This is a genomic window from Streptomyces sp. NPDC048590 (genome assembly GCF_043199535.1).
Classification (GTDB): Bacteria; Actinomycetota; Actinomycetes; order Streptomycetales; family Streptomycetaceae; genus Streptomyces.
In genome coordinates this window covers 36,099-58,751 of sequence record NZ_JBICWC010000019.1, presented here as the reverse complement: position 1 = coordinate 58,751, position 22,653 = coordinate 36,099, and the positions used below count along the sequence as shown (strand labels likewise).

General features: G+C 70.5%; 21 protein-coding genes and 1 pseudogene. 9 read left to right on the top strand and 13 right to left on the bottom strand.

Annotated elements, in window-relative coordinates:
- Positions 1 to 170: 170 nt before the first annotated feature.
- Positions 171 to 806: a helix-turn-helix domain-containing protein gene (locus ACGFNN_RS34170; RefSeq protein WP_393561826.1), complete on the bottom strand. Its 636-nt coding sequence runs from the start codon at positions 804 to 806 to the stop codon at positions 171 to 173.
- A gap of 96 nt (positions 807 to 902) precedes the next feature.
- On the opposite strand from ACGFNN_RS34170, the pseudogene ACGFNN_RS34165 reads away from it, so the two are divergent.
- Both ACGFNN_RS34165 and ACGFNN_RS34160 read left to right on the top strand, forming a co-directional pair.
- Positions 903 to 1,121 (top strand): annotated as a pseudogene (locus ACGFNN_RS34165) (FAD-binding protein); the annotation flags it as partial.
- Positions 1,122 to 1,416: 295 nt separating this feature from the next.
- Complete coding sequence (locus ACGFNN_RS34160) at positions 1,417 to 3,033, top strand: MFS transporter (protein WP_393561825.1); 1,617 nt, start codon at positions 1,417 to 1,419, stop codon at positions 3,031 to 3,033.
- A 145-nt stretch (positions 3,034 to 3,178) separates the two neighbouring features.
- Here the strand turns inward: ACGFNN_RS34160 and ACGFNN_RS34155 are convergent, their stop codons facing one another.
- On the bottom strand, positions 3,179 to 4,447 hold the full coding sequence (locus ACGFNN_RS34155) for a hypothetical protein (RefSeq protein ID WP_393561824.1): 1,269 nt from the start codon (positions 4,445 to 4,447) through the stop codon (positions 3,179 to 3,181).
- Between the two features lie 30 nt (positions 4,448 to 4,477).
- Positions 4,478 to 5,740 (bottom strand): hypothetical protein, encoded by a 1,263-nt coding sequence (locus ACGFNN_RS34150; RefSeq protein WP_393561823.1) that lies wholly within the window; start codon positions 5,738 to 5,740, stop codon positions 4,478 to 4,480.
- 231 nt (positions 5,741 to 5,971) lie between these two features.
- Between ACGFNN_RS34150 and ACGFNN_RS34145 the strand changes: the two genes are divergently transcribed.
- Positions 5,972 to 6,772 (top strand): peptidoglycan DD-metalloendopeptidase family protein, encoded by an 801-nt coding sequence (locus ACGFNN_RS34145; RefSeq protein ID WP_393561822.1) that lies wholly within the window; start codon positions 5,972 to 5,974, stop codon positions 6,770 to 6,772.
- A gap of 189 nt (positions 6,773 to 6,961) precedes the next feature.
- Complete coding sequence (locus ACGFNN_RS34140) at positions 6,962 to 7,993, top strand: ArsR/SmtB family transcription factor (RefSeq protein WP_393561821.1); 1,032 nt, start codon at positions 6,962 to 6,964, stop codon at positions 7,991 to 7,993.
- Here the strand turns inward: ACGFNN_RS34140 and ACGFNN_RS34135 are convergent.
- On the bottom strand, positions 7,990 to 8,517 hold the full coding sequence (locus ACGFNN_RS34135) for an NUDIX hydrolase family protein (protein ID WP_362675201.1): 528 nt from the start codon (positions 8,515 to 8,517) through the stop codon (positions 7,990 to 7,992). The two genes, ACGFNN_RS34140 and ACGFNN_RS34135, sit on opposite strands and share 4 nt — an antisense overlap.
- Before the next feature lie 34 nt (positions 8,518 to 8,551).
- On the bottom strand, positions 8,552 to 9,934 hold the full coding sequence (locus tag ACGFNN_RS34130) for a M48 family metallopeptidase (RefSeq protein ID WP_393561820.1): 1,383 nt from the start codon (positions 9,932 to 9,934) through the stop codon (positions 8,552 to 8,554).
- A 282-nt stretch (positions 9,935 to 10,216) separates the two neighbouring features.
- Between ACGFNN_RS34130 and ACGFNN_RS34125 the strand changes: the two genes are divergently transcribed.
- The 3 genes from ACGFNN_RS34125 (at position 10,217) to ACGFNN_RS34115 (ending at position 11,728) form a co-directional block, all read left to right on the top strand.
- The gene (locus ACGFNN_RS34125; protein ID WP_018552900.1) at positions 10,217 to 10,420 is read left to right on the top strand and encodes a cold-shock protein; all 204 of its coding nucleotides are present in this window, start codon (positions 10,217 to 10,219) and stop codon (positions 10,418 to 10,420) included.
- A 108-nt stretch (positions 10,421 to 10,528) separates the two neighbouring features.
- On the top strand, positions 10,529 to 11,188 hold the full coding sequence (locus ACGFNN_RS34120; protein ID WP_393561819.1) for a dihydrofolate reductase family protein: 660 nt from the start codon (positions 10,529 to 10,531) through the stop codon (positions 11,186 to 11,188).
- 72 nt (positions 11,189 to 11,260) lie between these two features.
- Positions 11,261 to 11,728 carry an ATP-binding protein gene (locus tag ACGFNN_RS34115; protein WP_393561836.1) on the top strand — a complete coding sequence of 156 codons (468 nt, stop codon included), beginning with the start codon at positions 11,261 to 11,263 and terminating at the stop codon, positions 11,726 to 11,728.
- Positions 11,729 to 11,827: 99 nt separating this feature from the next.
- Here ACGFNN_RS34115 and ACGFNN_RS34110 read toward each other — a convergent pair whose 3' ends face one another.
- Positions 11,828 to 12,388, bottom strand: coding sequence for an SUKH-4 family immunity protein (locus tag ACGFNN_RS34110; RefSeq protein WP_393561818.1), 561 nt, complete (start codon positions 12,386 to 12,388; stop codon positions 11,828 to 11,830).
- 650 nt (positions 12,389 to 13,038) lie between these two features.
- On the opposite strand from ACGFNN_RS34110, the gene ACGFNN_RS34105 reads away from it, so the two are divergent.
- On the top strand, positions 13,039 to 13,785 hold the full coding sequence (locus tag ACGFNN_RS34105; protein ID WP_393561817.1) for an SAM-dependent methyltransferase: 747 nt from the start codon (positions 13,039 to 13,041) through the stop codon (positions 13,783 to 13,785).
- Positions 13,786 to 13,860: 75 nt separating this feature from the next.
- Here the strand turns inward: ACGFNN_RS34105 and ACGFNN_RS34100 are convergent, their stop codons facing one another.
- Both ACGFNN_RS34100 and ACGFNN_RS34095 read right to left on the bottom strand, forming a co-directional pair.
- Positions 13,861 to 15,051: an MFS transporter gene (locus ACGFNN_RS34100; RefSeq protein WP_393561816.1), complete on the bottom strand. Its 1,191-nt coding sequence runs from the start codon at positions 15,049 to 15,051 to the stop codon at positions 13,861 to 13,863.
- Positions 15,048 to 15,638 carry a helix-turn-helix domain-containing protein gene (locus ACGFNN_RS34095; RefSeq protein WP_393561815.1) on the bottom strand — a complete coding sequence of 197 codons (591 nt, stop codon included), beginning with the start codon at positions 15,636 to 15,638 and terminating at the stop codon, positions 15,048 to 15,050. Before ACGFNN_RS34095 ends, ACGFNN_RS34100 begins: the two co-directional genes overlap by 4 nt.
- On the opposite strand from ACGFNN_RS34095, the gene ACGFNN_RS34090 reads away from it, so the two are divergent.
- A complete protein-coding gene (locus ACGFNN_RS34090) occupies positions 15,637 to 16,158 on the top strand; it encodes an N-acetyltransferase family protein (RefSeq protein ID WP_365098454.1) in 522 nt (173 codons plus the stop codon). The two genes, ACGFNN_RS34095 and ACGFNN_RS34090, sit on opposite strands and share 2 nt — an antisense overlap.
- A 132-nt stretch (positions 16,159 to 16,290) precedes the next feature.
- On the opposite strand, the gene ACGFNN_RS34085 is transcribed toward ACGFNN_RS34090, so the two are convergent.
- From ACGFNN_RS34085 to ACGFNN_RS34065, 5 genes are all read right to left on the bottom strand, one after another.
- A complete protein-coding gene (locus tag ACGFNN_RS34085) occupies positions 16,291 to 17,148 on the bottom strand; it encodes a geranyl diphosphate 2-C-methyltransferase (RefSeq protein ID WP_362674117.1) in 858 nt (285 codons plus the stop codon).
- Between the two features lie 40 nt (positions 17,149 to 17,188).
- The gene (locus tag ACGFNN_RS34080) at positions 17,189 to 18,262 is read right to left on the bottom strand and encodes a family 2 encapsulin nanocompartment cargo protein terpene cyclase (RefSeq protein ID WP_393561814.1); all 1,074 of its coding nucleotides are present in this window, start codon (positions 18,260 to 18,262) and stop codon (positions 17,189 to 17,191) included.
- 329 nt (positions 18,263 to 18,591) lie between these two features.
- On the bottom strand, positions 18,592 to 20,004 hold the full coding sequence (locus ACGFNN_RS34075) for a family 2B encapsulin nanocompartment shell protein (RefSeq protein ID WP_393561813.1): 1,413 nt from the start codon (positions 20,002 to 20,004) through the stop codon (positions 18,592 to 18,594).
- A 220-nt stretch (positions 20,005 to 20,224) separates the two neighbouring features.
- Complete coding sequence (locus ACGFNN_RS34070; RefSeq protein WP_393561812.1) at positions 20,225 to 20,875, bottom strand: lysophospholipid acyltransferase family protein; 651 nt, start codon at positions 20,873 to 20,875, stop codon at positions 20,225 to 20,227.
- A 164-nt stretch (positions 20,876 to 21,039) separates the two neighbouring features.
- Positions 21,040 to 22,320: a ricin-type beta-trefoil lectin domain protein gene (locus ACGFNN_RS34065; protein WP_393561811.1), complete on the bottom strand. Its 1,281-nt coding sequence runs from the start codon at positions 22,318 to 22,320 to the stop codon at positions 21,040 to 21,042.
- Between the last annotated feature and the right edge of the window lie 333 nt (positions 22,321 to 22,653).

The window sequence follows — 22,653 nt, the reverse complement described above, 5'->3', positions numbered from 1 at the left end:
GCCCGTGATCTCGGACGGGTCGCCGGGCATGACGCGGGCGATGGGCCGCACGCCTTCGCCGAGGGCACCTCGGCACCCGGACCGATGATCACCGTCTCGGTGGCTGCCGTCGTCGTGCAGATTGTCCCGAAGGACCGTGCAGGTCACCGTGACGGCCCTCGCCGGCTCCCTCACGTACCGGTGTGATTCCCGCCCCGCTGATCGCGGTGTGCCCGCGCACCCTCGCCCTCGACGGCTTCGCCCGCCGTGTCGCGTTGGTGGCCGCGGCGGGCGTCGCGGTCGAAGATGCCCATGATCTCGCACGGCCCGCCCTCGGCGCCGATGGCGTGCGGGACCATGGTGGGGAACTCGGCGGCCTGGTTGGTCTCGATGCGGAACCGGCGATGGCCGAGCATGAGGACCGCCGTCCCGGAGAGCACGACGAGCCACTCGCGGCCGGGGTGGGCGCGCATCTTGGCCGGATTGTCCGGCGGGGGCTGCGTCATTCGCTGGCGCACGACGCTCATCCCGGGGTCGCCCTTCACCGGCCAGCGCATCAGGCCGTGGGCGCCGTCGACCGTGGGGCTGACCACGACGTCGTCGGCGGCGTTCTCCACGAGCTGGTCCAAGGTGGTGTCCAGGGCGCGGGCCAGGGTGACGAGCTGGTCCAGGGCGAGGCGGCGCCGGCCGTTCTCGATGCGGCTGAGAGAGGACTGGCTGAGGTTGGCGCGGGTGGCCAGATCCTCCAGTGACCAGCCCTGCGCGACACGCAGCGCGCGGATCCTTTTGCGTACGAGGCTGTCCAGCTGCCCATCTTCTTGCGTCATAGGCAACATCGTATGCCTTTAATGCAAACCGGGCTTAGCGTCGAATCCAGAAGCTCCGGCACGGAGGCAGGACAGGACGGACGGAAGGGGCACGACATGCCTGCGCGGCACGGCCGCTACGACAGCGACACGCTGCCCGGGAAAACGGTCGACGTGGTGGTCATCGGTGGCGGCGCCGCGGATCTGAACGGCGCGCTGACGCTCGCCCGCTCACGGCGGTCGGCCGTCGTGATCGACGCCGGCACCCCGCGCAACGCACCGACCCCGGCGATGCACGGCTTCATCGTCCTGGACGGCACCCCACCGCACGAGATCCACGGACGGAACGCCACCGATCTCACGGCGGGGGTCGGCGTGTCCGCCGCGGCCGGCGCTGCGGCCGGATCCCACATGGACGCGCTCCTGGTGGCAGCCGACACCGACGCGGGCCTCGCCGCCGCCCAGGCCGGCGACGCCCCCGCCTGTTCACCGGCCGACAGCCCGCGGCCGCACACCCGGCCGACGCACCCCGGTCGCGCAAAGCGTCCCGCGTGACGTTCTCGCCATTCCCCGCCCGGTGACCGGTCCGGTCCCGGCACCGAATCCGCACGCCCTCTTCCGGAAGGAAAACATGAGTACCGATCAGCTTCCCCCGTCGACGACCGAACCCGTCGGCGGCGAGGGGACCCCGGACGCGCGTCGTCTCCGCGCGATCCTGATCACCGTGTCCATCGCGCTGATGGCGGTCATCGCCTCGGTGTCCGGTCTGAACGTCGCCCAGACACACATGGCCGTCGAATGGGATGCCTCGCAGAGCACCGTCCTGTGGATCATCAACATCTACACCCTGGCCCTGGCCGCACTGCTGCTGCCGCTCGGCGCGCTCGGTGACCGGATGGGGCGCAAGCCCATGCTGATCACCGGCCTGACCGTCTTCGGCGCCGCCGGCATCGTCGCCGGACTCGCCCCGTCCGCGGGGGTGATGATCGGCGCCCGCGTGGCCGCGGGCGTCGGCGCGGCGATGATCATGCCGGTCACGCTCGCGGTCATCACCTCCACGTTCCCGGAGAACCGACGCGGCAAGGCGATCGGTGTGTGGACCGGAGTCGCCGGAGGAGGCGGCATCCTGGGCATGTTCCTCTCCGCCCTGCTCGTGGACGTCGCGGACTGGCGATGGCTGTTCCTGCTCCCTGTTGCCCTGGTCGCCGTCGCGCTGGCGATGACGCTCAAGTGGGTGCCCGATTCACGGGGACACACCGGCCATTCCTTCGACACGGTCGGCGCCCTGGTCTCGGCCGTCTCGGTCGTCGGTCTGATCTTCGTGCTGCAGGGAGGCCCGGAGCGCGGCTGGTCCGACCCGATCACCCTGACCTGCCTGGCCGTCGGCGTGATGGCCGCGGTCGTGTTCGCCGCCTGGGAACTGCGCCGTCATGAGGCAGCACTGCTCGACGTGCGTCTCTTCCGTGAGCGGGGACTGGCCGGCGGCTCGATCACGCTGCTCGTCGTCTTCGGAGTCCAGGCCGGGATCGCCGTCGTCCTCTTCCCGTTCTTCCAGGCGGTGCTCGGCTGGTCGGGTCTGCTGTCCACCGTGGCGATGATGCCCATGGCCGTCACGATGATGCTGTCCAGCGGCCTTGCTCCGAAAATGGCCGCGAGGCTCGGTGCCCGCTCCACCATGGCCGCCGGTATCGCCCTGGCCGCCCTCGGCCTCGTGCTGATGGCGATCTTCGTGTCGCTCGACGGCGGCTACCTGTCGGTCCTGGGCGGCATGCTCGCCATGGGGGCGGGCATGGGCTTGTCGATGACCCCGTCGACCGAGGCGATCACCAGCTCCCTGCCCCGTGCCGAGCAGGGCGTTGCCTCCGCGCTGAACGACGTGACTCGTGAGCTGGGAACCGCCCTGGGTGTCGCGATGCTCGGCGCGCTCGTCGCCAACGGCTACCGCGGTGCCATCGACGGCAGGCTCGACGGTGTTCCCGCCGGAGCCGCGGACACCGCGCGTGAAGGCGTCGCCAACGCCCTCGAGGCCGCGCCCCGCGCAGGTGTCCATGCCCAGGACGTGATCCACGCGGCCCAGCAGTCCTTCGTCGACGGCTGGCAGCAGGCCATGTGGGTCGGTGCCGGGGTCATGGCCGTCCTGCTCGTCCACGTCGCCCTGCGCGGGCCGCAGCGGACCGACCCCGCCGTCGTCGACGCCGAGGCAACTGAGCCGCAGGAGGGCACGGCCGGGAACGTGGCGGCCCGCTGACCGGACGGAATTGCCGGGGTGGACGGCGGACGACGGCCGTCCACCCGACGGGAGGGGACAGAGGGCCCGCACCCGTGCTCCTGGCACGCCCTTCGGCGGGAGGTTGGCACCTCCCGCCGAAGGGCGCCGCTGCGACCCGCGAGGATCAGCAGTTCGGCACGCCGGGCAACCAGCTGTCGGCCACGTCGATGAAGATGTTCGAGATGTAGCCGCCGTAGTCCGGAAGGTAGGACCAGGCGTCGTTGCTGTGGCCGTCGGCCTCGACGAGCTGGCCGTGCACCTGGCACTGCACACGCACCGTCGTGGGACCGGGGAGCTGCGCGACGCGGGTGGACGCGCTGGTGGGCTGCTGGCGTATGTTCACCGCGGTTCCCCAGGTCGGGAACGACGTCGTCGGTGCTCCCGTACCGGTCCACAGATAGGTGACGGTCACCCAGCCGTTGTTGTTCAGGCCGACGTTGTAGAACGTACCGTCGGCCAGGTCTATGCCCGCCGGGTTGAGCACGCGGCGGCCGGAGCCGTCCAGCCCGCCGTTGTAGCCGTTCTGGTAGGCGGCCTGTGCCTCGGGCCTGCCCTGGGGGAGATCCTTGAACGTCTCGCGCACCGAGGAAGGGTTCCAGTAGTCGTCACGGGTGTTCCACGGGCCGACGTCCCACACCGGGGCCGTCTCGCAGCGCGCAGGGCCGCAGACGCGTACCGAGTACTGACCGCTGCCCTTCGGGGACAGTCCACGGCGGGAGGGCAGGGCGACGAAGTGGTCGTTCGGGACGATCACATGCCCGTTCGCGGTGGTCCCGCCGACCAGACCCTCCCGAGTCGCGTACACACTCGCCGTCAGTGCTTCGGCGGCGAGCGACTTCTCCGGATCGGCTTCCAGCACGGCGCTCAGACGCAGGCTGCCGACAGCGGGCGCGGCGTCGGCGGTCCCCGAGACCAGCGTGATCCGTGTCTGCACCAGGGTGACGGCACGGGGCAGCAGGGCGGGGGAGTCCTTGCGCGCCTCGCGCCACTCCGTCCACCGGCCCAGCCCGTCCCGGCCGCGTACGTCCACCACGACCTGGGCGCCGGTGGGGACGGTGGCGTCGAGATCGGGGGTGATCACGTCGACCGCCCGGTCGAGGGCGTGCGGAGGCAGCAGAACCGTGGCCTGGCCTCGCCCGGAGCGGGAGGACGCAGGCGCAAGCCCGGAGTTCTGGAGGCGTATCCCCGACCCGGTGCGGCTGACATCGCCTGCCTCCGTCGCGGACGCCGAGAGGTCCGCCTCCCAGCTGATGCCATCGAGCCGGGTGTCGTCGCGGGCCGCGGCAGGTCCGGAGGCAAGCGTGAGGGCGACGAGAGCGGAAAGCGAGACGGCGGCAGCCTGTCCTCTGCGGACACGCGTGACAGGGGAGTCGGGTCTCCGTGTGCGGCGCACGATGCGCCTCCTTCGCGGTGGGGGGAAGGTTCAGGAACAACCCGGCACACCCGGGAGGGTGTTGTCCGGGGAGGTGACGTAGATATTGGTGATCCATCCGTCGTACTGCGGCAGATGGGCCCACCAGTCGTTGACGTAGGGCGGCACGGACACCCGCTCGCCCCGTTCCTGGCAGTCGACGAGCACGTCCACCCCGGCCGGGAGGATGGTGAGCGCCGTGGAAGCGGTCGAGGCGCCCGAGCGGACGCGGACGCCGCTGCCCCACGTGGTGAAGCGGATACCGGCGGGGCGGTCCGCCCCAGGGGCGTTCAGGGCGGCGACGAGGGCGGTGACCTTGTTGTAGGCCCTTCCGTACGGTGTGCCGTCGGGGTGCAGGGTGAGTACGGCGATGATCGTGCGGTCGTCCGGGCCCACCGTGCCGGTGGTGTGCAGCGCGTCGGACGTCAGATCCAGCGCGGGCGCCGAGGCGCGGCCGGGAGGCGGTTCGCCGGCGCCCCCCGCAGCGGGTTTCGGCCCGGGCCCGGGCGACTCGTCCGCCGGTGCGGAGAGGTCCGCAGCCGCCTCGTCGGGGGAACTTCCCCGGCTCCGGGCGGTCACGCCGCAGCCACCTGAACTGAAGCCCGACCAGCCCTGTTTGACGGCCACGGGCCCGTCGAAGGCGGACGGCAGTCCGAAACCCTGGTCGAAGCCGTCCGTGGCGCAGCGAGTGGACCGGTGCAGCGCTCCCATGACGAAGTCCCTCACGGGGGCAGGTGCTTCGTCGAGGAGATAACGGTAGACGCGTACGGTGTCCGCTGCGGTGGTGGCCGTGTAACCCCAGAAGCCGGGGTAGCCGGACGGTGGCGGGGCCGTCCCGGTGAGTCCCAGGCGGGCCACCATCCGGGAGATCACCGCACTCCCGCCGCCGGCGGCCCAGTAGTGACTCGCGGCGGCGTCGTCGCTGCTGCTCAGCATCGCGCCGATCCGGTCCCGGTCCGCCTGCGGGAGGTCGTGGACGGGGTCACGGGTCCACAGATGGTCCAGAGCGAGCAGCAGCTTGACCACCGACGCGGAACGGAAGGCCAGGTCCGCCTGGAAGGACTCGGTGAAACGGCCGGTGAGCCGGTCGAAGACCGCCACACCCGCGGTGACGTCCGGGGGTATGTCCACGACGGTTCGGCTCCCGCTTCCAGGCGCCGGCCTCCCGGCGGCGGACGCGGCCGAGGCCGGACCGGTCGACGCCAACAGCATGACGAAGGCCGCGAGAGGGGCCAGGAGCGACCATCGCGGGCGGGCGGTGCGGAGCGAAGGCATGAGGATGAGCGCTCCTTCGGGGCACGGACACGCCCGGCCGCAGCCCGGGGGCCGCTGTGGCGCGTTGGCGTCACGGTGGCGGTGAGCCGGGCGGAGGCGCAAGGAATTCGTTCCTGGTCGAAGAGGCCTGCGCGTGCTTGTCAGCTCCGAGCGCCACCGCTACGTTCTCGACGGTCTCACCGTGCACCGGCCCCGCCACGCCGGGTCCGCATCCCCCACCTAGGAGCATCCGTGAGGTTCCTCAGACGTCTTCCCGCCCTTTTCGTCGCCGCCCTGATGGCCGTGGCGGGACTGAGCGCCCTTCCCGCGCAGGCACATGAGGCAGGTGCGGCGGCCGCCCCGGTCTTCAAGGCCCCCTATCCCTGCGGCCAGCGCTGGACGTACAGCCACCACTCGGCCGAGGTGCGCCGGGCGCTCGACTTCGTGCGCTCCGACGGCGGCGCCACGGCGGGCACCCCGGTGCTCGCCTCCGCAGCCGGCACGGCCACCCGGTACTCGCAGCCCAGCGGAGCCGGCAACTACATCGCGATCGATCACGGCGGTGGCTGGACGACCTACTACTTCCACCTCTCGGCCTACTCCGTGGCCAGCGGTGCCTACGTCGCGCAGGGGCAGCAGATCGGTGTCACCGGCAGCACGGGCAACTCCTCGGGTGCGCACATCCACTACGAGCAGCTGCTCAACGGGGTCGGCCAGAACATCGTCATCAACGGTGCGGGCCTCTCCTACCCCGGCAGCTACAACCAGGCGTACCTGACGAGCGACAACGGGTGCGGCGGCGCTGGTGTCCCGTTCAGCACCTGGGGCAGCGGCGTGAACGTCCGCGCGGATGCCCGGATCAGCGCGCCGGTCGTCACCACCCTCGGTGGCCCGACGGCGGTGCGCGTCCTGTGCCAGAAGCAGGGGGACACAGTCAACGCCGAGGGATACAGCAACAACTGGTGGAGCAAGCTGCGTGACCAGAACGGCTTCATCAGCAACATCTACATCGATCACCCCGACGCGAAGCTGCCCGGCGTGCCGCTCTGCTGACGTGTGACGGTGGCTCATGGTGGCCCGGCCAGGGCTGAATCCGGTCGGGCCACCGCGAGATCCGGTCGAATCGGCCGTCGGCCGCGCCAGATGTCTGGCATGCATGCGTCACGGCCGTGATGCGCGTAGAGTTCCGGAGCCCGGGCGTCGTGGAGAGCCCGTGACCGCCGGGGGTGCGCTGTGATTCGGGTGGAGTTCACGAGCGAGGAGCTGGCCCGTCTCCGCGTCGCGTCAGACGTGGACCCGCTCTGGGAGACGGCGCTGAGTCTGCACCTCCTGCAGAACCGCCAGGTGCCACTCGTCTTCGGGCCCTGGCGCCGTGAGGTGAGCGCTTCCCTGCGGCGATCGGGTCTCGCACCCGCCGCGCAGGCCCTGATGAGGCTCTGTCCCGACGGCGCGTACTTCCCCGACTTCCTGACGCCGGGACGCGGGGGCGCCGATCTGGAAGACGGGCTCGACCGGCTGCTCTCCACGCCGCGGCAACGGCTGCGCGCCGAGATCGCCCGGTTGCACGCACTCAGCCGAGGCCCCGTACCCACCGGGCTGCGCACCCTCGCAGACGGATGCCCCGAGGCACTGCGTCGTCTGGGAGCGGCTCTCCGCGCCTATCACCGGCTGGCTGTCGCGCCCTACCTCCCGGCCATGCGCGCGCATGCCGCGGCCGACCGGACCGTACGTGCCCACGCCGCTCTCGCCCATGGAGCGGAGGGGCTGCTCACCGGATACGACCAACTGCCCGGATGGCGCTACCGGAATCAGACGCTGCGTGCCCCGTATCCGGTCGAGCGCCAACTCGCGCTTCGGGGCAGGGCCCTGACGCTTGTTCCGGCCTTCTTCTGTGTACGTGCTCCGCTGGCCCTGGTGGACGATTCGCTGCCGCCGGTGCTCGTCCACCCTCTCGCGCCGCCGCCCGGCTGGCTGGAACGCGGCAGCGTGCACGGTGGGGCCGCCCCGGTGGCGCAGCTCATCGGTGTCTCACGCGCCGAACTCCTACGGCTGCTGGACCGCCCGATGACCACCATGGACCTCGCCGCCGCCCTGCGCCTCGCCCCGTCGACGGCCAGCAGGCACGCCACCGTGCTGCGCGAGGCGGGTCTCCTGCTCTCCCGGCGCCAGGGTGTGCGCGTCCTCCACCACCGGACGGCACTCGGCCGTGCGGTGCTGGAGGGAGCGGTGGAACGGCCTCGCGGCAGCGGGGCCGGTGACCCCGGCGATTCCTAGTAGACGTGTCCGACGTGGGCGAGGGCCTGCTTCAGAAGCACTCCATGCCCCCCCGGCATCTCGTTCTGCACCGCCGGTGAGGCCGCCTCCTGAGGGCTGAACCAGACCAGGTCCAGCGCGTCCTGACGCGGACGGCAGTCCCCTGTAACCGGTACGACGTAGGCGAGGGACACCGCGTGCTGACGCGGGTCGTGGAAGGGCGTGACGCCCGCCGTGGGGAAGTACTCGGCGACGGTGAACGGCTGCAGGGACGAGGGGACCCGGGGGAGGGCCACCGACCCGAGGTCCTTCTCCAGGTGACGCAGCAACGCGTCACGGACCCGCTCGTGGTGCAGCACACGCCCGGACACGAGCGCGCGGCTGATGGTCCCGTCGGCACCGATCCGCAGGAGCAGCCCGATGCTGGTGACTTCGCCGCTCTCGTCCACCCTCACGGGCACGGCCTCGACATACAGGACGGGCATCCGGGACCGGGCCATGTCCAGTTCGTCGGTGCTGAGCCAACCGGGCGTGGTTTCCGTCATGTCAGACATCGCTTGATCATACTTCCCGGCTGGTTCAGGTCGAGTCTCCGGCACAGGATCCCTTTCGTGGTGGAACGGGCGTTCGCGAGCGCGAGGTGCCCACGTGGTGGGGTGGTGCCGCGTCAGTCGGCGTAGCCGTCCCGGATGATCTCCGCGGCCAGCAGGCGTCGGGCGTCGGCGAGTTCTCGGGACGCGCGTTCCTCCCGCGCATGGTCGGCCACCACCGCCGCGGTGAGGGGTCACCCGACAGGAGGCGCCGTCGGCGCAGGTGCGTGGGCGGGTGACTGTCGTCGGCGCGGTGCTTCCGGGCGGCGCCTAGCCGCCGCCTGCGCTCGTACTCGTGTTCAGGGATGGTCCGTGCCTCGTCGGCGAGGATCTCCCACAGCCGGCTCGCGTCCTGCCCCGTCTCCCCCTTCCGTCCGGGACGACGCAGCTCACGTTCCAGCCGCTGTGCCTCGCGCCGCACGATCGTCGACACCGGTTCGTCGAGCAGGATCCGGTCCATCAGCCGCACCGCCGCCTCCGTCGACCCCGCGCGGCTCGCGAAGACGTCCGCCTCGTACTCGGCATGCCTTCCGGCGTTCGCCGTGAGCCTGTCGAGCAGCAGCAGGACTCCCCGCACCAGCGCGCGGGGGCCCAGGTAGAGGAGGTTGACGAGCATCTCCACGGGAGCCGGGTCCGGTGTGGGTGCCAGGAAGTACCGCCAGTGGTGCAGCGAACGCAGTGCGGTCCCCAGCACGATCCCCCGGCGGGTGTCACCGTTGCCGTAGTGGCCGAGCTCGTGCCCCAGAAGGGCGATCCGCTCCTGAGGCCCGAGCACTTCCCACAGGGGGAGACCGAGCGTCAGTACCCGTCGTCCGCGCACGCCGCAGGTCTGCACACCGGCGTTGAAGTCCGTGTCCACCACGATGACGTCCACACCACGCGTACCTGCCACCTCCGCGACCTCGTCGATCAGGCCGTACAGCGCCGGCGCCTCATCGCGGACGATCACCTGCCCGTCCCGCGGCGGGCGGCCCAGGCGTGGCCTCACGGTCCAGGCGAGAAACATCAGGACGACGCCCAGCGGTGCCCCGAGGCCACCCCAGCCGCGTACGACACACCAGACGGCGCTCGCCGCCAGAACCACTGTCACGCCGTGGACGGCCATCGCGACGGCATAGGCGGTGGTCAGGGACAGGCGTGACAAGGTGTGGGCCGATCCCTCGTCGTGCTGCGGTCCCGGAGAGCTGTCATCGCCTCGAGGCGCCCGGGCCGTGAGCGGGTGCCTGGCCACCTGGCCGGACGCCTCCTCCGGGGCCAGCGGATCGACGTTCCAGTCGCATTCCCCGCACCAGGAGGTGAAGCGTGGGTCGCTCCACAGCGTCGCCCCGCAGCGTGGACACGGGCGCGAAACGTCCGTGACGACAGCGCTCATCGCAGCGCTCCCCTTCCCCCTCGGCCTCTCCCCAGAGGCCGTCCGAACCGGCATGGCGAACTTGATCACGAAGTCGGCCGGCCGTAAAGAGCGGCTGGAACGGCAGATGTTCAGATGTGGCTCTCTGGTGGCGGACGGCTTCGCCATGTAGCGTTCCTGCCAGCTGTCGTGGTTCGCCGTTCCTGCCCGCGCTCCGGTGCGGGCGTCTTGCTGTGCGGTGCGACCACGACGCCCCGGAGTTCGCGCAGTGCGGGTCCGGATATCGAAGCGAAGGGCACCAGCATGGCCAGCGGCACCGTTAAGTGGTTCAACGCCGAGAAGGGTTTCGGCTTCATCCAGCAGGACGGCGGCGGGCCGGACGTCTTCGCTCACTACTCGAACATCAACGCCACCGGCTTCCGGGAGCTCCAGGAAGGCCAGGCCGTCACCTTCGACATCACCCAGGGCCAGAAGGGCCCCCAGGCGGAGAACATCACCGCCGCCTGATTCCGCTGACGCGGGTATCACCGATCAGGTCCTCGAGGCACCGCTTCGAGGACCTGATCGCGTTCCGGGTTCCGATGAATCCTGGCGGTGGACGGAGTCTGCCCTTGTATGACCCGGATCATCGCCGACATCTCGGTTTCCCTGGACGGCTTCGTCACCGGTCCCGACCCGGGACCGCACAACGGCCTCGGTACGGATGGCGAGGCACTGCACACCTGGGCGTTCTCGGAGGATCCCGACGACCGCAGGATCCTGCGGGAGGCCACCGCCCGTTCCGGCGCCGTGGTCCTGGGCCGGCGGCTCTTCGACATCGTCGACGGACCGGAGGGATGGGACGACACCACGGGGTACGGCGCCGATGAGGCGGCCAGGCCCGCCTTCGTCGTCGTCACCTCGGTGCCGCCGCGGTCGGTGAGGCTGGCCGATCTCGACTGGACCTTCGTCACCACGGGTCTCCCCGACGCCGTCACGGCCGCACGCGATCGAGCCGAAGCGGCCTCCTCGGCGACCGGTGACACCCTCGACGTCGTCCTCATGGGTGGGGGAGCGACCATCGGCTCCGCGCTGGCGGCCGGGCTCGTGGACGCTCTGAACCTGCATCTCGCACCCGTGGTCCTCGGGGGCGGCACACCCCTGTTCACTGCTGGGATGCGGGGCACCCTGGTGCAGCGCGGTGGGATCTCGACCTCGACCGCCACCCACCTCGCCTACGACGTCGTGCAGCCGGGCCGGGCGCGCTCGGAAGTTTCCACGGATTCCCTGGCCTGACCCCGGTGATCCGGGGTACACGGCGGATCGGGACGAAGAGATACACGAGATCGGGCGGACTGCATGGACCGGATGGTGGCGCAGAACTGTGAGCAGCGGTCGTCGGTCGGCGAGGTCCCTCGGGCATCCGCCGCCTTCGAGGGCGACGAGGACATCGCGCAGGCCCGTGGCCTGGCCCGCTCGTTCCTCGGCGACGTCCGGACGGTTCACGGGCACCCCGTCTCCGGCCGGGTGCTGGGGACGGTCCAGCTCGTGGTCAGCGAGCTGGTGACCAACGCCCGGAAGTACGCTCCGGGCCCCTGCCTGCTGACCCTGAAGGTCGAGGACGGCGCGGTCGAGGTGAGCGTGTGGGACAGCGGGACGGCCATGCCCTCGGTCCAGGCCCCGGACGCGACCCGGATCGGTCAGCACGGTCTGGAGATCGTGATGGCCGTGTCGCGCAGCTTCTCCGTGCACCGGGAGCCGGTCGGGAAGAGGATCACCGCCGCGGTCGCCCTGGCCGAGGATCCGGTGGGTGACATCGTGGGGCGCCGGGGATGACGCGTACTCCGTGAGGACGCGCCGAGGCTGCACCCCGGGTTGCCCGCCGTGGACGCCCGTGTGGCTCAGGCCGATGGACCCTGGCCCGATCGGCCGGGATCAGTAGAGCCAGCGATCCAGGAGCCCCGGCCAGAGATACCCTTCGTACCCTTCGAAGGCCGTCGGGTCGGTCCGCTCCAACTCCGCGGCGAGCCGGTTCAGTTCGCCGAAGGCGCGCTCCTCGTCCTCTTCCGGCAGGTACTCCTCGGGGCCGTCGGGCCCACCGAGGAGCTCCGAGGATGTGATGCGGCTGCCGTACCGGTCGAGGACGTCGAGCCATGCGCCGACACCTGAGTTGGCGAACCACGCCTCCCCGTTCGGCGTCACGAAGTAGACCGCCCCGGTCTCGGGCTCGACGCCGAAGGACGACCGCTCGTCCTGATCATCGGGGTCGGACTGTTCGGTGAGGCGATACAGCGGGCCTCGGGACGCGAACAGGGCCGGCTCGGTCTCGCTCTGCATGACGACTCGCTCGATGAGGCATGGGGCCACAGGGATGCCCACCTCGATGAGCTGCGCCCTCGCCCGGCCCGGAATCCGCCAGGCGGCCACGACGTCCGGTGAGGCTCTTGTGACACGCCCCGGACCGGCCCACTCGGTCAACTGGTCGAACGTCGCCATCATGTGAACCTTTCCCTCGGCAGTGCTCCTGACCGCCGTTTCCCGTCTTCACGCTCCACCGGTGTTGCCGGTCCTCGTCGCACCGTGCCGCGAGCCGGCCTTGAAGCCGGTCGAAGGCCCAGCGCCAACTCGCCTGCCGATGGCAGGAGATCAGCCGCAGGTTCTGGCGGAACTCGGGACCCTGGCGGAATTCTGGACGGGTGTTATGATCGCGCGGCGAAACAGGTACGCAAGGAGATCCTAGGAGGCGAGTCGCATGGTCGTTGTGGAGAACACCGTTCTGCACGGTACCCGGACCGTCCTCACCTCTTCGGCCTCGTTCTGACCTTCGTCCGCCCTTCTCCTTTGACCGGGTAGAGCGGTACGTCCGGCGAGGCCCTGTCCAAGGGTCTCCACTCTGTTTCGACATCTCAGATCGCACTCTCCCGTGCCTTCTCCGCGTCCGTACGGCAGACGCCGCGCCGCCCGTGACCGAGCGGCTGCCGGAGCGATCCCTCTGCCTGGTCGCGCTGCCGGACCGACGCACGCCGAGGACGGCGGCACCTGCCCGGCCACGCCCGGGCGGCGGCGCACGAAGAAGCACGGCGAGCGCCGTCGGCGCGCCCTGAACCAGTCCCCGCACTCCAGAACATCATGGAAGGAACAAGGTCTTGGACCTGCCCCGCATCTTCACCATCCGTGAGGGCGACCACCGGATCCACAACCCGATGACCGCGCACAAGTTCGCCGTCCTCGGCGAGGCGCTGCGCCTCGCCCCGGGCTCACGCATGCTCGACCTGGCCAGCGGCTCGGGCGAGATGCTCTGCACCTGGGCCCGTGACCACGGGATCACGGGCACCGGCGTGGACATCAGCACCGTGTTCACCGAGCAGGCGCGGGCCCGCGCCACCGAACTCGGAGTCTCCGACTCGGTCGAGTTCGTCCACGGCGATGCCGTCGGCCATGTCGCGGACCGGCCGGTCGACATCGCCGCCTGCATCGGTGCCACATGGATCGGCAACGGCGTGGCCGGGACGGTCGAACTTCTCGACCGCAGTCTCCGCCCCGGAGGACTCATGCTGATCGGGGAACCGTACTGGCGGCGGACCCCTCCGGACGAGCAGACCGCCAGGGACAGCCACGCGACGGCCATCTCGGATTTCGCGCCGCTCCCGGAACTCATCGGCCGGTTCCAGCAACTCGGCTACGACGTCGTGGAGATGGTACTGGCCGACCAGGACAGCTGGGACCGGTACGCCGCGGCGCAGTGGCTCAGCATGCGCCGCTGGCTCGACCGGAACCCGGACGACGAACTCGCCCCCCAGGTACGCGAGGAGCTCACCACGGAGCCTGCCCGCTACGCGGCCTCCACGCGTGAGTATCTCGGATGGGGGGTCTTCGCTCTCATGAAGCGCTGATGCCCGTCCTGTGCGGGGCCCGGACGGCGCTCCGGGCCCCGCGCGGCGCACGGAACGCCAGGGCGCCGACGCGCGTCACCGGGTCCGCTGAATCCGGTCGCCCACGGGTCCGGGAGTCGCCCGCCCGACGGGGATCGCGACGAGGAGCGCGGTGAGTGCGGTCAGGGTGATCCCCGGCCATCCGGCCGCGTCGAGCAGTGGTGCGGCCAGGGACGTCCCGAGGGCTCCGACGGTGAAGTAGAGGACGAGGTAGACACTGCTCAGGCCGCCGGACCGTTCCGGATCCAGGGCGATGATGCGGCTCTGATTGGCGGCCTGGGCGGCGAAGCAGCCCGCGTCGAAGAGGGCCAGTCCGGCGGCGGTCACCGGTGGGGTGCCCAGTCCCGATGCCAGCAGCGCGGCTCCCGCCGCGGCTGCCAGGATGCCGCCCGTGATCAGGGTCTGCGGGGCGTGACGGTCCACGAGCCGCCCGGTGAGCGGGAGCACGGCGAACCCCAGGAGGCCGGCGAGGCTGTACAGGCCGATGGCGGCCGGGCCGAGCCCGTACGGCTGTTGGGCCAGGGCCAGGGCGAGGGAGACCCAGACGAGGTTGAAGGCGAAGTACCAGAGCCCTCCGGTGGCCACCGCCCGGCGCAGCGCCGGGTGCTGCCGGAGCAGGGGAGGCAGGGAGGCGAGGGTTGCGAGATAGCCGCGACGGGACTGCGGCCGCTGCCGGGGGAGCAGGCGAGCCGCCGCGCATGCCCCGAGCAGGGCGAGGGCGGCGAAGACGAGAAGCATCCGGCGCCACCCGAGCAGATCGGTGAGAGCCCCTCCCACCATCCGGCTGAGGAGGATGCCGGCCGACATGCCCGCCGCCACGGTGGCGACACCGGTGCCCCGCCGCCCTTGCGGTGCGTTGCGCCCCGCGATGTTCCCGGCCTGCGCCGCGACACCCGCGGCGGCGCCGATGAAGAGGTAGGCGGTCAGCAGCACAGCGGCGCCCGGTGCTCCCGCGGCCAGTATGAGGGCCACCGCGAGGGCGATGAGCTGGGCCGACACCAGGCGGTGCGGCGCGAGACGGTCGGTGAGCGGCAGCAGGAACGCGAAGCCGAGCACACAGCCGCCGAGAGCCGCGGCCGGTACGAGGCCGATCACGGAGAGCGGCGCGCCGAGATCGGAGGCGACCGTCGTGAGCGCGGGCTGGAGCGCGTAGTTGTTCGCGATCGCCGTTCCGGCGATCGCGGCGAGGAGGAGTGTTCCGCCCCGTGAGAGGGAGGTGGCGGTCACGGCTGCGTACCCCGGGCGAGGACGACGACGTAACGGCATTCCTCGTCAGTGGTGTTGGCGAAGACCCGAGAGGTGGGCCCGCCGAGTTCGATGGTGTCACCCTCGCCGAGTTCGTGGACGGTGTCCCCCTCGTGGAAGGTGAGCTGTCCGTCGATGACCCAGACGACCTGCCGTACGAAGGCGAAGGCCGCGGCCGGGTAGGGGACGCGAGCCCCGGGAGGTAGACGGATCTCCGCGATCTCGGCGGGGAAGTGCGGGCCGGTGATCTGGCGGCGCCGGTACCCGGTCTCGGGGTCACGCCACCCCTCCGTGTCGGCCCCACGACGCACTCCGGGGGTCGGGGAGGCGGCGTCCGGCGTGCCCTCCGCGAGGGCGAGCAGTGAGGAGATGCTGAGCTGGAAGGCGACCGACAGCTTGCCGAGGACGACCGCTGTCGGGCTGCTCTCGCCGCGCTCGATGCGGCTGATCATGGCCTGGGAGACTCCGGAGACCTCCGCGAGCTGGGCCAGTGTCCACCTGCGGCGTTCCCGTTCGGTACGGACGCGCGCCGCGATCTGGAGAACCAGAGGCTCTACTATGTTGGACATGAATCCAATATACGGGAGCGCCCGGCCGGTGACCGTACGCCCGGCAGGGCCGGAGGACTCCGAGGTCATCCGCGAGATCCGCAATCACGCGGTGGAGCACTCGACCGCCCTGTGGACGACACGGACACTGCAGTCACCCGAGGAGGGCGCGGCCTGGCTCGCGCCGCACCTGGAGCGCGGGTCCGCGTTCGTGGCCGTGGCCGAGGGAGAGGTCACCGGGTTCGCCGTCTACGGCCCGTGGAAGGACTTCGACGGCTTCCGCGACACCATGGAGAACTCGGTCTACGTCCGCGAGGGCCGGTACGGACTCGGGATCGGTTCGGCGCTGCTCGACGCCCTGGTCACCTCGGCCCGCGACTCCGGTCACCACAGCCTGATCGCCGGTATCGAGGCGGAGAACGCCGCGTCGGTCCGTCTGCACGAGCGATTCGGCTTCCGCCACGTCGGCACGGTGCCCGAAGCGGGTACCAAGTTCGGCAGGTGGCTGGACCTGACCCTGATGCAGCTGCGCCTGAACTGACACGGGCGGCTTGCCCGTGGTGCCGGCCGGTCCAGGCCGACCGGCACCGTCGAGCACGTGAAGCCCCACCGGGCGGTGGTACGGCGGCCGTCCGGTGCGCGAGCCGGCCGGACCGTCACCCGGTCAGCACCGTCAGACCTTGTCCGCCGCGATCAGCAGGTACTGGAAGCTGCCGTCCTTGTAGGCGTCCAGGAAGGCCTTCTCGATGCCGGTGGCCAGGGGCGACGTCGCACGCAGCTCCCAGTACGGGATCGTGGCGGCGGTGAGGTCGACGACGCTGACCGGCACCAGACGGTTGGCGGCCATCTCCCGGAAGTACGTGCTGCGCGGGTGGATGTTGCAGATGTAGTGGGCGTTGATCTCGCTCACCGCCCTGGACGGCAGCCCGTAGGCGTCGTTGTAGCACCCTGTGATGGTGACGTAACGGCCACCGTGCTTGAGCAGCCTGGCATACTCGGGGAACAGCAGCGAGAGATCGACGTACATGGTGCTCTCGTTGTTCCAGATGGCCTGGAAGCTGTCGCTCTCGAAGCCCGTGTGGAGCATGTTCTTGAGGTGGAACCGCACCTTGTCGTCCACCCCCCGCTCCTTGGCCTGGCCGTTGGCGAACGCCACCTGGGTCTCGGAGATGGAGACGCCGTCGACACGGCAGCCGAAGCGGCTGTTGGCGACGAAGCTGCTGCCCCCGCGCCCCGAACCCGAGTCCATCAACCGGTCCTCGGGAAGGATGTCGCCCAGATGACTCATCAACAGGTCGGCCTGTGCGCACTCCAGTCGGTGGAGCTCGGCCGTCAGCCGTTCCTGGCGTGACGCGTCGGGGCCTTCCAGCGCGGAACGGTCCACATCACCGATGCCGTAGTGGTGGTGGTACACACCGGAGACCTCGCCCAGACGGAGGTTGACCGGGTTCCTCTCCTGGTTCCAGTAGTTGGCGACGGACTTCTGGTAGAGGCTGCGCAGGGGGTGGGCGGCGGTGTCCTGAACGGTCATGGAATTCTCCTTGGATACGGGATTCACGGTTTCCGCTACTTCAGTTCGTCTGCTGGTAACGGGCACTTGTGGCGTGCCACTCCTTGCTGCCGCCCATCCACGCCCACAGCCCGGCCAGATAGCGGCGCAGCTGGGGTGAGCCCGCCGCCGCCAGAACGGCGCAGTCGGCCTCGACGGTGTGCATGAGCTCGTCGTGGATGGCGGCCGTGCGGTCGACGGCCTCCTGGAGGGAGCAGTTCTCCTCCGCGGCGATCAGGTTGGGCAGATTGGTGTCTCCGGGATCCTCCTTGGCCATCGAATAGACGTCGTTGAGCAGGACGTTGGCCATGCCCGCGTAGAGATAGGTCCGGCGCACGGTGGGATCGGCGAACTCGTGGGCGGGGAGCTCGTAGCCCCCGACCGGGTCGATCAGCACCATGCAGGGGTAGAAGGCGTTCTCGTACCGGTGCAGGAGGTACTCCCATACCGCCGGCGTCCGTCCGCTGCTGCGCCACTGGGCCTCCTGCCCGTACGCGACGAACATGACGGCCAGCTCATGGCGCAGCCGCGCCACCTGGGTGGTGCTCGCGATGCCGGAGAGGTGGGCGAGGCTCGACCGGAAGGCGCGCAGGACGGGCTGCCGCTGGACGAGCTCCTCGAACTGCGCCAGATAGCGTGCCGGAAGGCGCACGGGGTCGATCACCGCGTGGGCCATGGCCAGCCGGGCGCCGAGGAGTTCCGGCTCGGTGTCCTCCCCCTCGTCGACCCAGTGGTCGTCGACGGACCATTCCGCGAGCCCGCAGCGGGCCGCGGCCAGCAGACGGTCCGGGTCGTCGCAGTCCGGGTGGGCGAGCATGAAGAGGCGTCCGAACTGGTGTGAGCGCAGGCGCTCCAGACGCCCTGTGAAAATGCCCGTCTCGGCAGCCCATTCGACCAGACGCTCGTTGACCTCCTCTCCGAGCGCAGGGTCGTCACGTACCGCGTCCGGGCAGTACAGCGGCGGAATGCGGACCGAACTCGCCGGACCGGACGCGCCCCCGTCCGAGGGCAGGCCGGAACATCCGTCCTCCGTCCCGCCCTCTGCTCGAGAGGCGGGAGCCGGGGAGTGGAACAACCGCGCCGCTGAGGTACCCATGCCTGCCGGACCGGACAGCAGGCGCTCCAGCAGTGCGGCAGGAGAGGAGGGTTGCGGGATGTGTGGGTCGGTCCGGGGGCCCGAGGCCGCCGGGAGCGTGCCCGGGGAGCCGATCCGCGTCCACGGAGGGCCACCGGCACCACTGATCGGAGTCATGCGAAGAGAGCCTTTCGGCCGGGGGCGGGTCTGGCACACCGGCTGCGTCTGGGCATGCCGGAGGCGGGTGTCGTTGCGTCCGCCGCCCGGGGGCGCGAGCTCGCCCGGACAGAGGCGGCGGCAACGTTGTCCGCGTCACGCGGGGAGTGTCCGTGGCCTGTGCCGGACGACGGTCAGCGCCAGCGGCTCACTTCGACGTTCTCCAGGACTCCGAGAGCATCGGGGACGAGGATCGCCGCGGAGTAGTAGGCGGTGACGAGATAGGAGATGATCGCCTGCTCGTCGATGCCCATGAAGCGCACCGACAGGCTCGGCTCGATCTCGTCGGGGATGCCCGACTGACGCAGACCGACCACACCCTGATCGTCCTCACCCGTACGCATGCACAGGATCGACGTCGTGCGCGCCGGGCTCACGGGGATCTTTCCGCAGGGGTAGATCGGCACACCCCGCCAGGCGGGAATGCGGTGTCCCCCCACGTCCACCGGGTCCAGGGCCAGTCCGCGCTTGTTGCACTCCCGGCCGAAGGCGGCGATGGCCCGCGGGTGGGCGAGGAAGAACTTGTTGCCCCGCCGCCGGGAAAGCAACTCGTCCATGTCGTCGGGGCCCGGCACCCCGTCGTGGGGCTGGATCCGCTGGGTGTAGTCGCAGTTGCTCAGCAGCCCGAACTCCGGGTTGTTGACCAGCTCGTGCTCCTGGCGCTCACGCAGAGCCTCGAGAGTGAGACGGAGCTGCTGCTCGGTCTGGTTCATCGGGTCGTTGTACAGATCGGCGACCCGGCTGTGGATCTTCAGCACCGTCTGCGCGACGGAGAGCTCGTACTCCCGGGGCGACGGGTCGTAGTCGACGAAGGTGTGAGGGATGCGGGCCTCGCCCACGTGTCCGGCCGAGAGGTCGACCGCCGCCTCGCCGTATGTGTTGGTGCGCTGCCTGGGGAGCGCCGCGAACGCGTCCAGATGGCTCCCCAGGGTCTCGACGCGGTCGGCCAGCCCCGCGACCTCACTCCTGGGCAGCACCAGCACGGTGCAAGGGGTGATCGCACGGAAGGTGCACTCCCAGTCGGCCTCAGGCTCCGTCAGGCAGCCGTCCCCGAAGTAGGCGCCGTCCGCGAGCGTGCCGAGGACCGTCTCCCCGCCGTAGGGGCCGGTCCCGATCCGGTCGATCCGGCCGTGCGCCAGCAGGAAGACACGGTCCTTCGCCTCGCCGACGGAGGCGAGTACGGAGCCGGGCGCGAAATCGGCCTGCTCGCAACGGCCGGCCAGCTCGCCGAGCACCGCCTCGTCGTCGTACCCCCGCAACGCGGGCAGTTCGCCCAGCTCGGCCGGGATCACCGAGACCTGCCCGCCGGTCTGCACGAACGTCACCCGCCCGTCCCCGACGGCGTGACTGAGGCGCCGGTTCACCCGATAGGTTCCGCCTCTGACGTCCACCCAGGGCAGCATCCGCATCAGCCACCGGGAGGACGTCTCCTGGTTCTGCGGGGCGGACTTCGAGGTCGTCGCCAGCTTCCGCGCGGCGGCTGTCGCGAGACTCTGCTGCTCGGTCGGTGACGCCTGTACGGCTTCCCGGTCGGCTTCAACTGTCATGTGTGGTTCTCAGCCCTCCTGTAGGTTCGCCCGCTCAGCCTCCCCCGCCCTCACTTGGCCTGTCATCACACGAAAGAAGGTGAATGTCCGCTTCCTGAATGGGTAGTTGGGCCGCTTTTACGTTTCTTCGCGCAGGCGTCCACAACGATCCGGCTGAGCGGGAACGCGGGCGTGGGAGCCGTTACGGGCCCGGAGGCTTGCGAGGAGCCGGCTCCCGGAGTCACCGGGTCGCCGCGAGCTGAGCCGCGGTGCGCCACGCCGCTGTGACCGCACGGTGTGCGGCCTCGCTTCCGGCGTGGACCTCTGCCGAGAGGTGTACGGGAGCGCCCACGTGAACATGGAGCCGGGGCCGTCTCACCGGAGCCGTGAGAACCCCCGCCACCTGCTTGACCGGGCTGCCCGACGTCAGACGCCGGGAACCCGCCTGGCCGACCGGGATGACGCACGCCCCTGAGAGGGCGGCCAGACGGGCTGGACCGCTGCGGAAGGTCTCGGGGGCGGCTTCGGCGGCGTCCCTCCGTGAAGGGAGGCGCCCCTCGCCGTAGATGAGGACATGGCGCCCCGCGGCGAGCGCGGCCGCGGCGCCCTCCAGGGCGTCGGCCGCGCGTACGGTCCTTCGGTGCACGGGGACATGCCCGCCGCTCTTCAGGAGCTGGGCCAGCAGCGGGATACGCCACAGGCCGGCGGTGGCGAGCACCACCGGGTCGATCCCCATCCGGCGCAGCGCGGCGAGGACGACGCCGGGGTCGGCGAGCGAGGTGTGGTTGGCGACGAGGATGCCGGGAGCGGGGACGGTCTCCTCCGCGAGGTCGGAGGAGACCGTCAGGTGCCCGAGGACAGGGACAACGGCGGCGGCGATGCGACTGAGCACGGGACTCCAGACTGAGCGCGTCGAGTGGAGTCCATCGTCGGGCCGTCCGTGACCCCGGGGCCTGAGTGTTCGTACTCATCTCCCGGTGTGCCGCGCCGGTCTGAGGCTCAGGCGACAGGCGGCCGGCCGTCGTCGCCGGTCAGGGTGCGAAGAGCAGGTCGGTTCTACCGGGTCACCGTCCACTTCTGGTTGGCGGTTCCCGCACAGGTCCAGATCTGCAGACGCGTTCCGTTGGCGGACCCTCCGCCGACGGCGTCCAGGCACTTGTTCGCCTGGGGGTTGACTATGTCCCGTGCCGCGGGGACGGCCCACTGCTGGGCGGCCGTGCCGTTGCAGTCCCACAACTGGACGGGAGTGCCGTCGGCGGTTCCGGCGGACGCGACGTCGAGGCACTTGCCCAGTGCGCGGATGGTGCCGTCACTGCCGACGGTCCACTGCTGCGCCGCGCTGCCGTTGCAGTCGTACAACTGCACGGGCGTCCCGTTCGCGTTGTTGGCGCTGGGCACATCGACGCACTTGCCGCCGACGCCGGTGATGGGACCACCGGACGGTTGTCCGCCGTCGGTGCTGACGCGGACGTAGTCGACCAGGAGTTGCTGGGGGAGGGGCGTGGTGCCGTCGGGGTCGCCGGGCCAGTAGCCTCCCACCGCCAGGTTGAGGATCACGAAGAAGGGCTTGTCGAAGACCCACTGCTTGCCGCCGAGGTCGGCGGGGGTGCGCCGCTGGTAGACGGTGCCGTCCACGGACCAGGTGATCGCGTTGGGGCTCCAGTCGACGGCGAAGGTGTGGAACGCGTCGGCGAAGGCCTGACCGCCGGGAAGGCTGTAGCCGGCGCCTATGCCCCCCGAGCCGGAGTACCCGGGGCCGTGCAGCGTGCCGTGGACCGTGGACGGTTCGAAGCCGACGTTCTCCATGATGTCGATCTCGCCGGAGGCGGGCCATCCGACCTGGCCGATGTCATTGCCCAGCATCCAGAACGCGGGCCAGATCCCCTGCCCGCGCGGGATCTTCATCCGCGCCTCGACGCGCCCGTACGTGGTGGTGAACTTGCCCGCGGTGTTCAGCCGGGCCGAGGTATACTCGCATCGGCCGTACCAGCACTGGTAGTTGTCCGGATTCTCCTTGCGGGCGGTGATGACCAGGTGCCCCTGCCCGTCCAGGGTGGCGTTGCGGTTCCCGGCGGTGTAGTACTGCCGCTCGTGGTTGCTCACGTTGTCGCCGGTCTCGATCTGCCACTTCGAGCCGTTCACCGCTGATCCGGCGGGGCCGTCGAACTCGTCGGAGAAGGTGACGGCCGCCGCCGACGCCGCGGCCGTGGTGCGTGCCGGCACTTCGTCGGCGGGGATGAGGGTGCCGCCCTGGGCGAGGCCGGTCGACAGGGATGCCAGTGTCAGTGCCGAGGCGATCAGGAACAGCAGGCGTCTGGGCAGACGGGCGGGGTCCATGAGTTTCCCTTCATGGAGCGTGGGAGAAGGTGGGGGAGATGGCATGGTCATGACAGCTTGACCGGCGGAACTCGCCAAGTTCCGAGGGTGTCCGGTGGTGACCGAGGGAGGTTAATTCACTACGTGATTTAAGAAGTGAACGTTGGGGGTGTCAAGGGCTTGGTATGGACCAAAACCTTGAACACTGGTTCGCGCCTCGCGGGGCCGCGGCGCCCTGCGACCCTCCGCCTTCGGCGTGCCTCGGCCGGTCGGGCGGCTTCGGGGTGCGGTTCGGCCGGTTTCGCGTGCGTGATGCGTACGCTGACTCCCCTGATGAATCGTCATGAAGGGGAA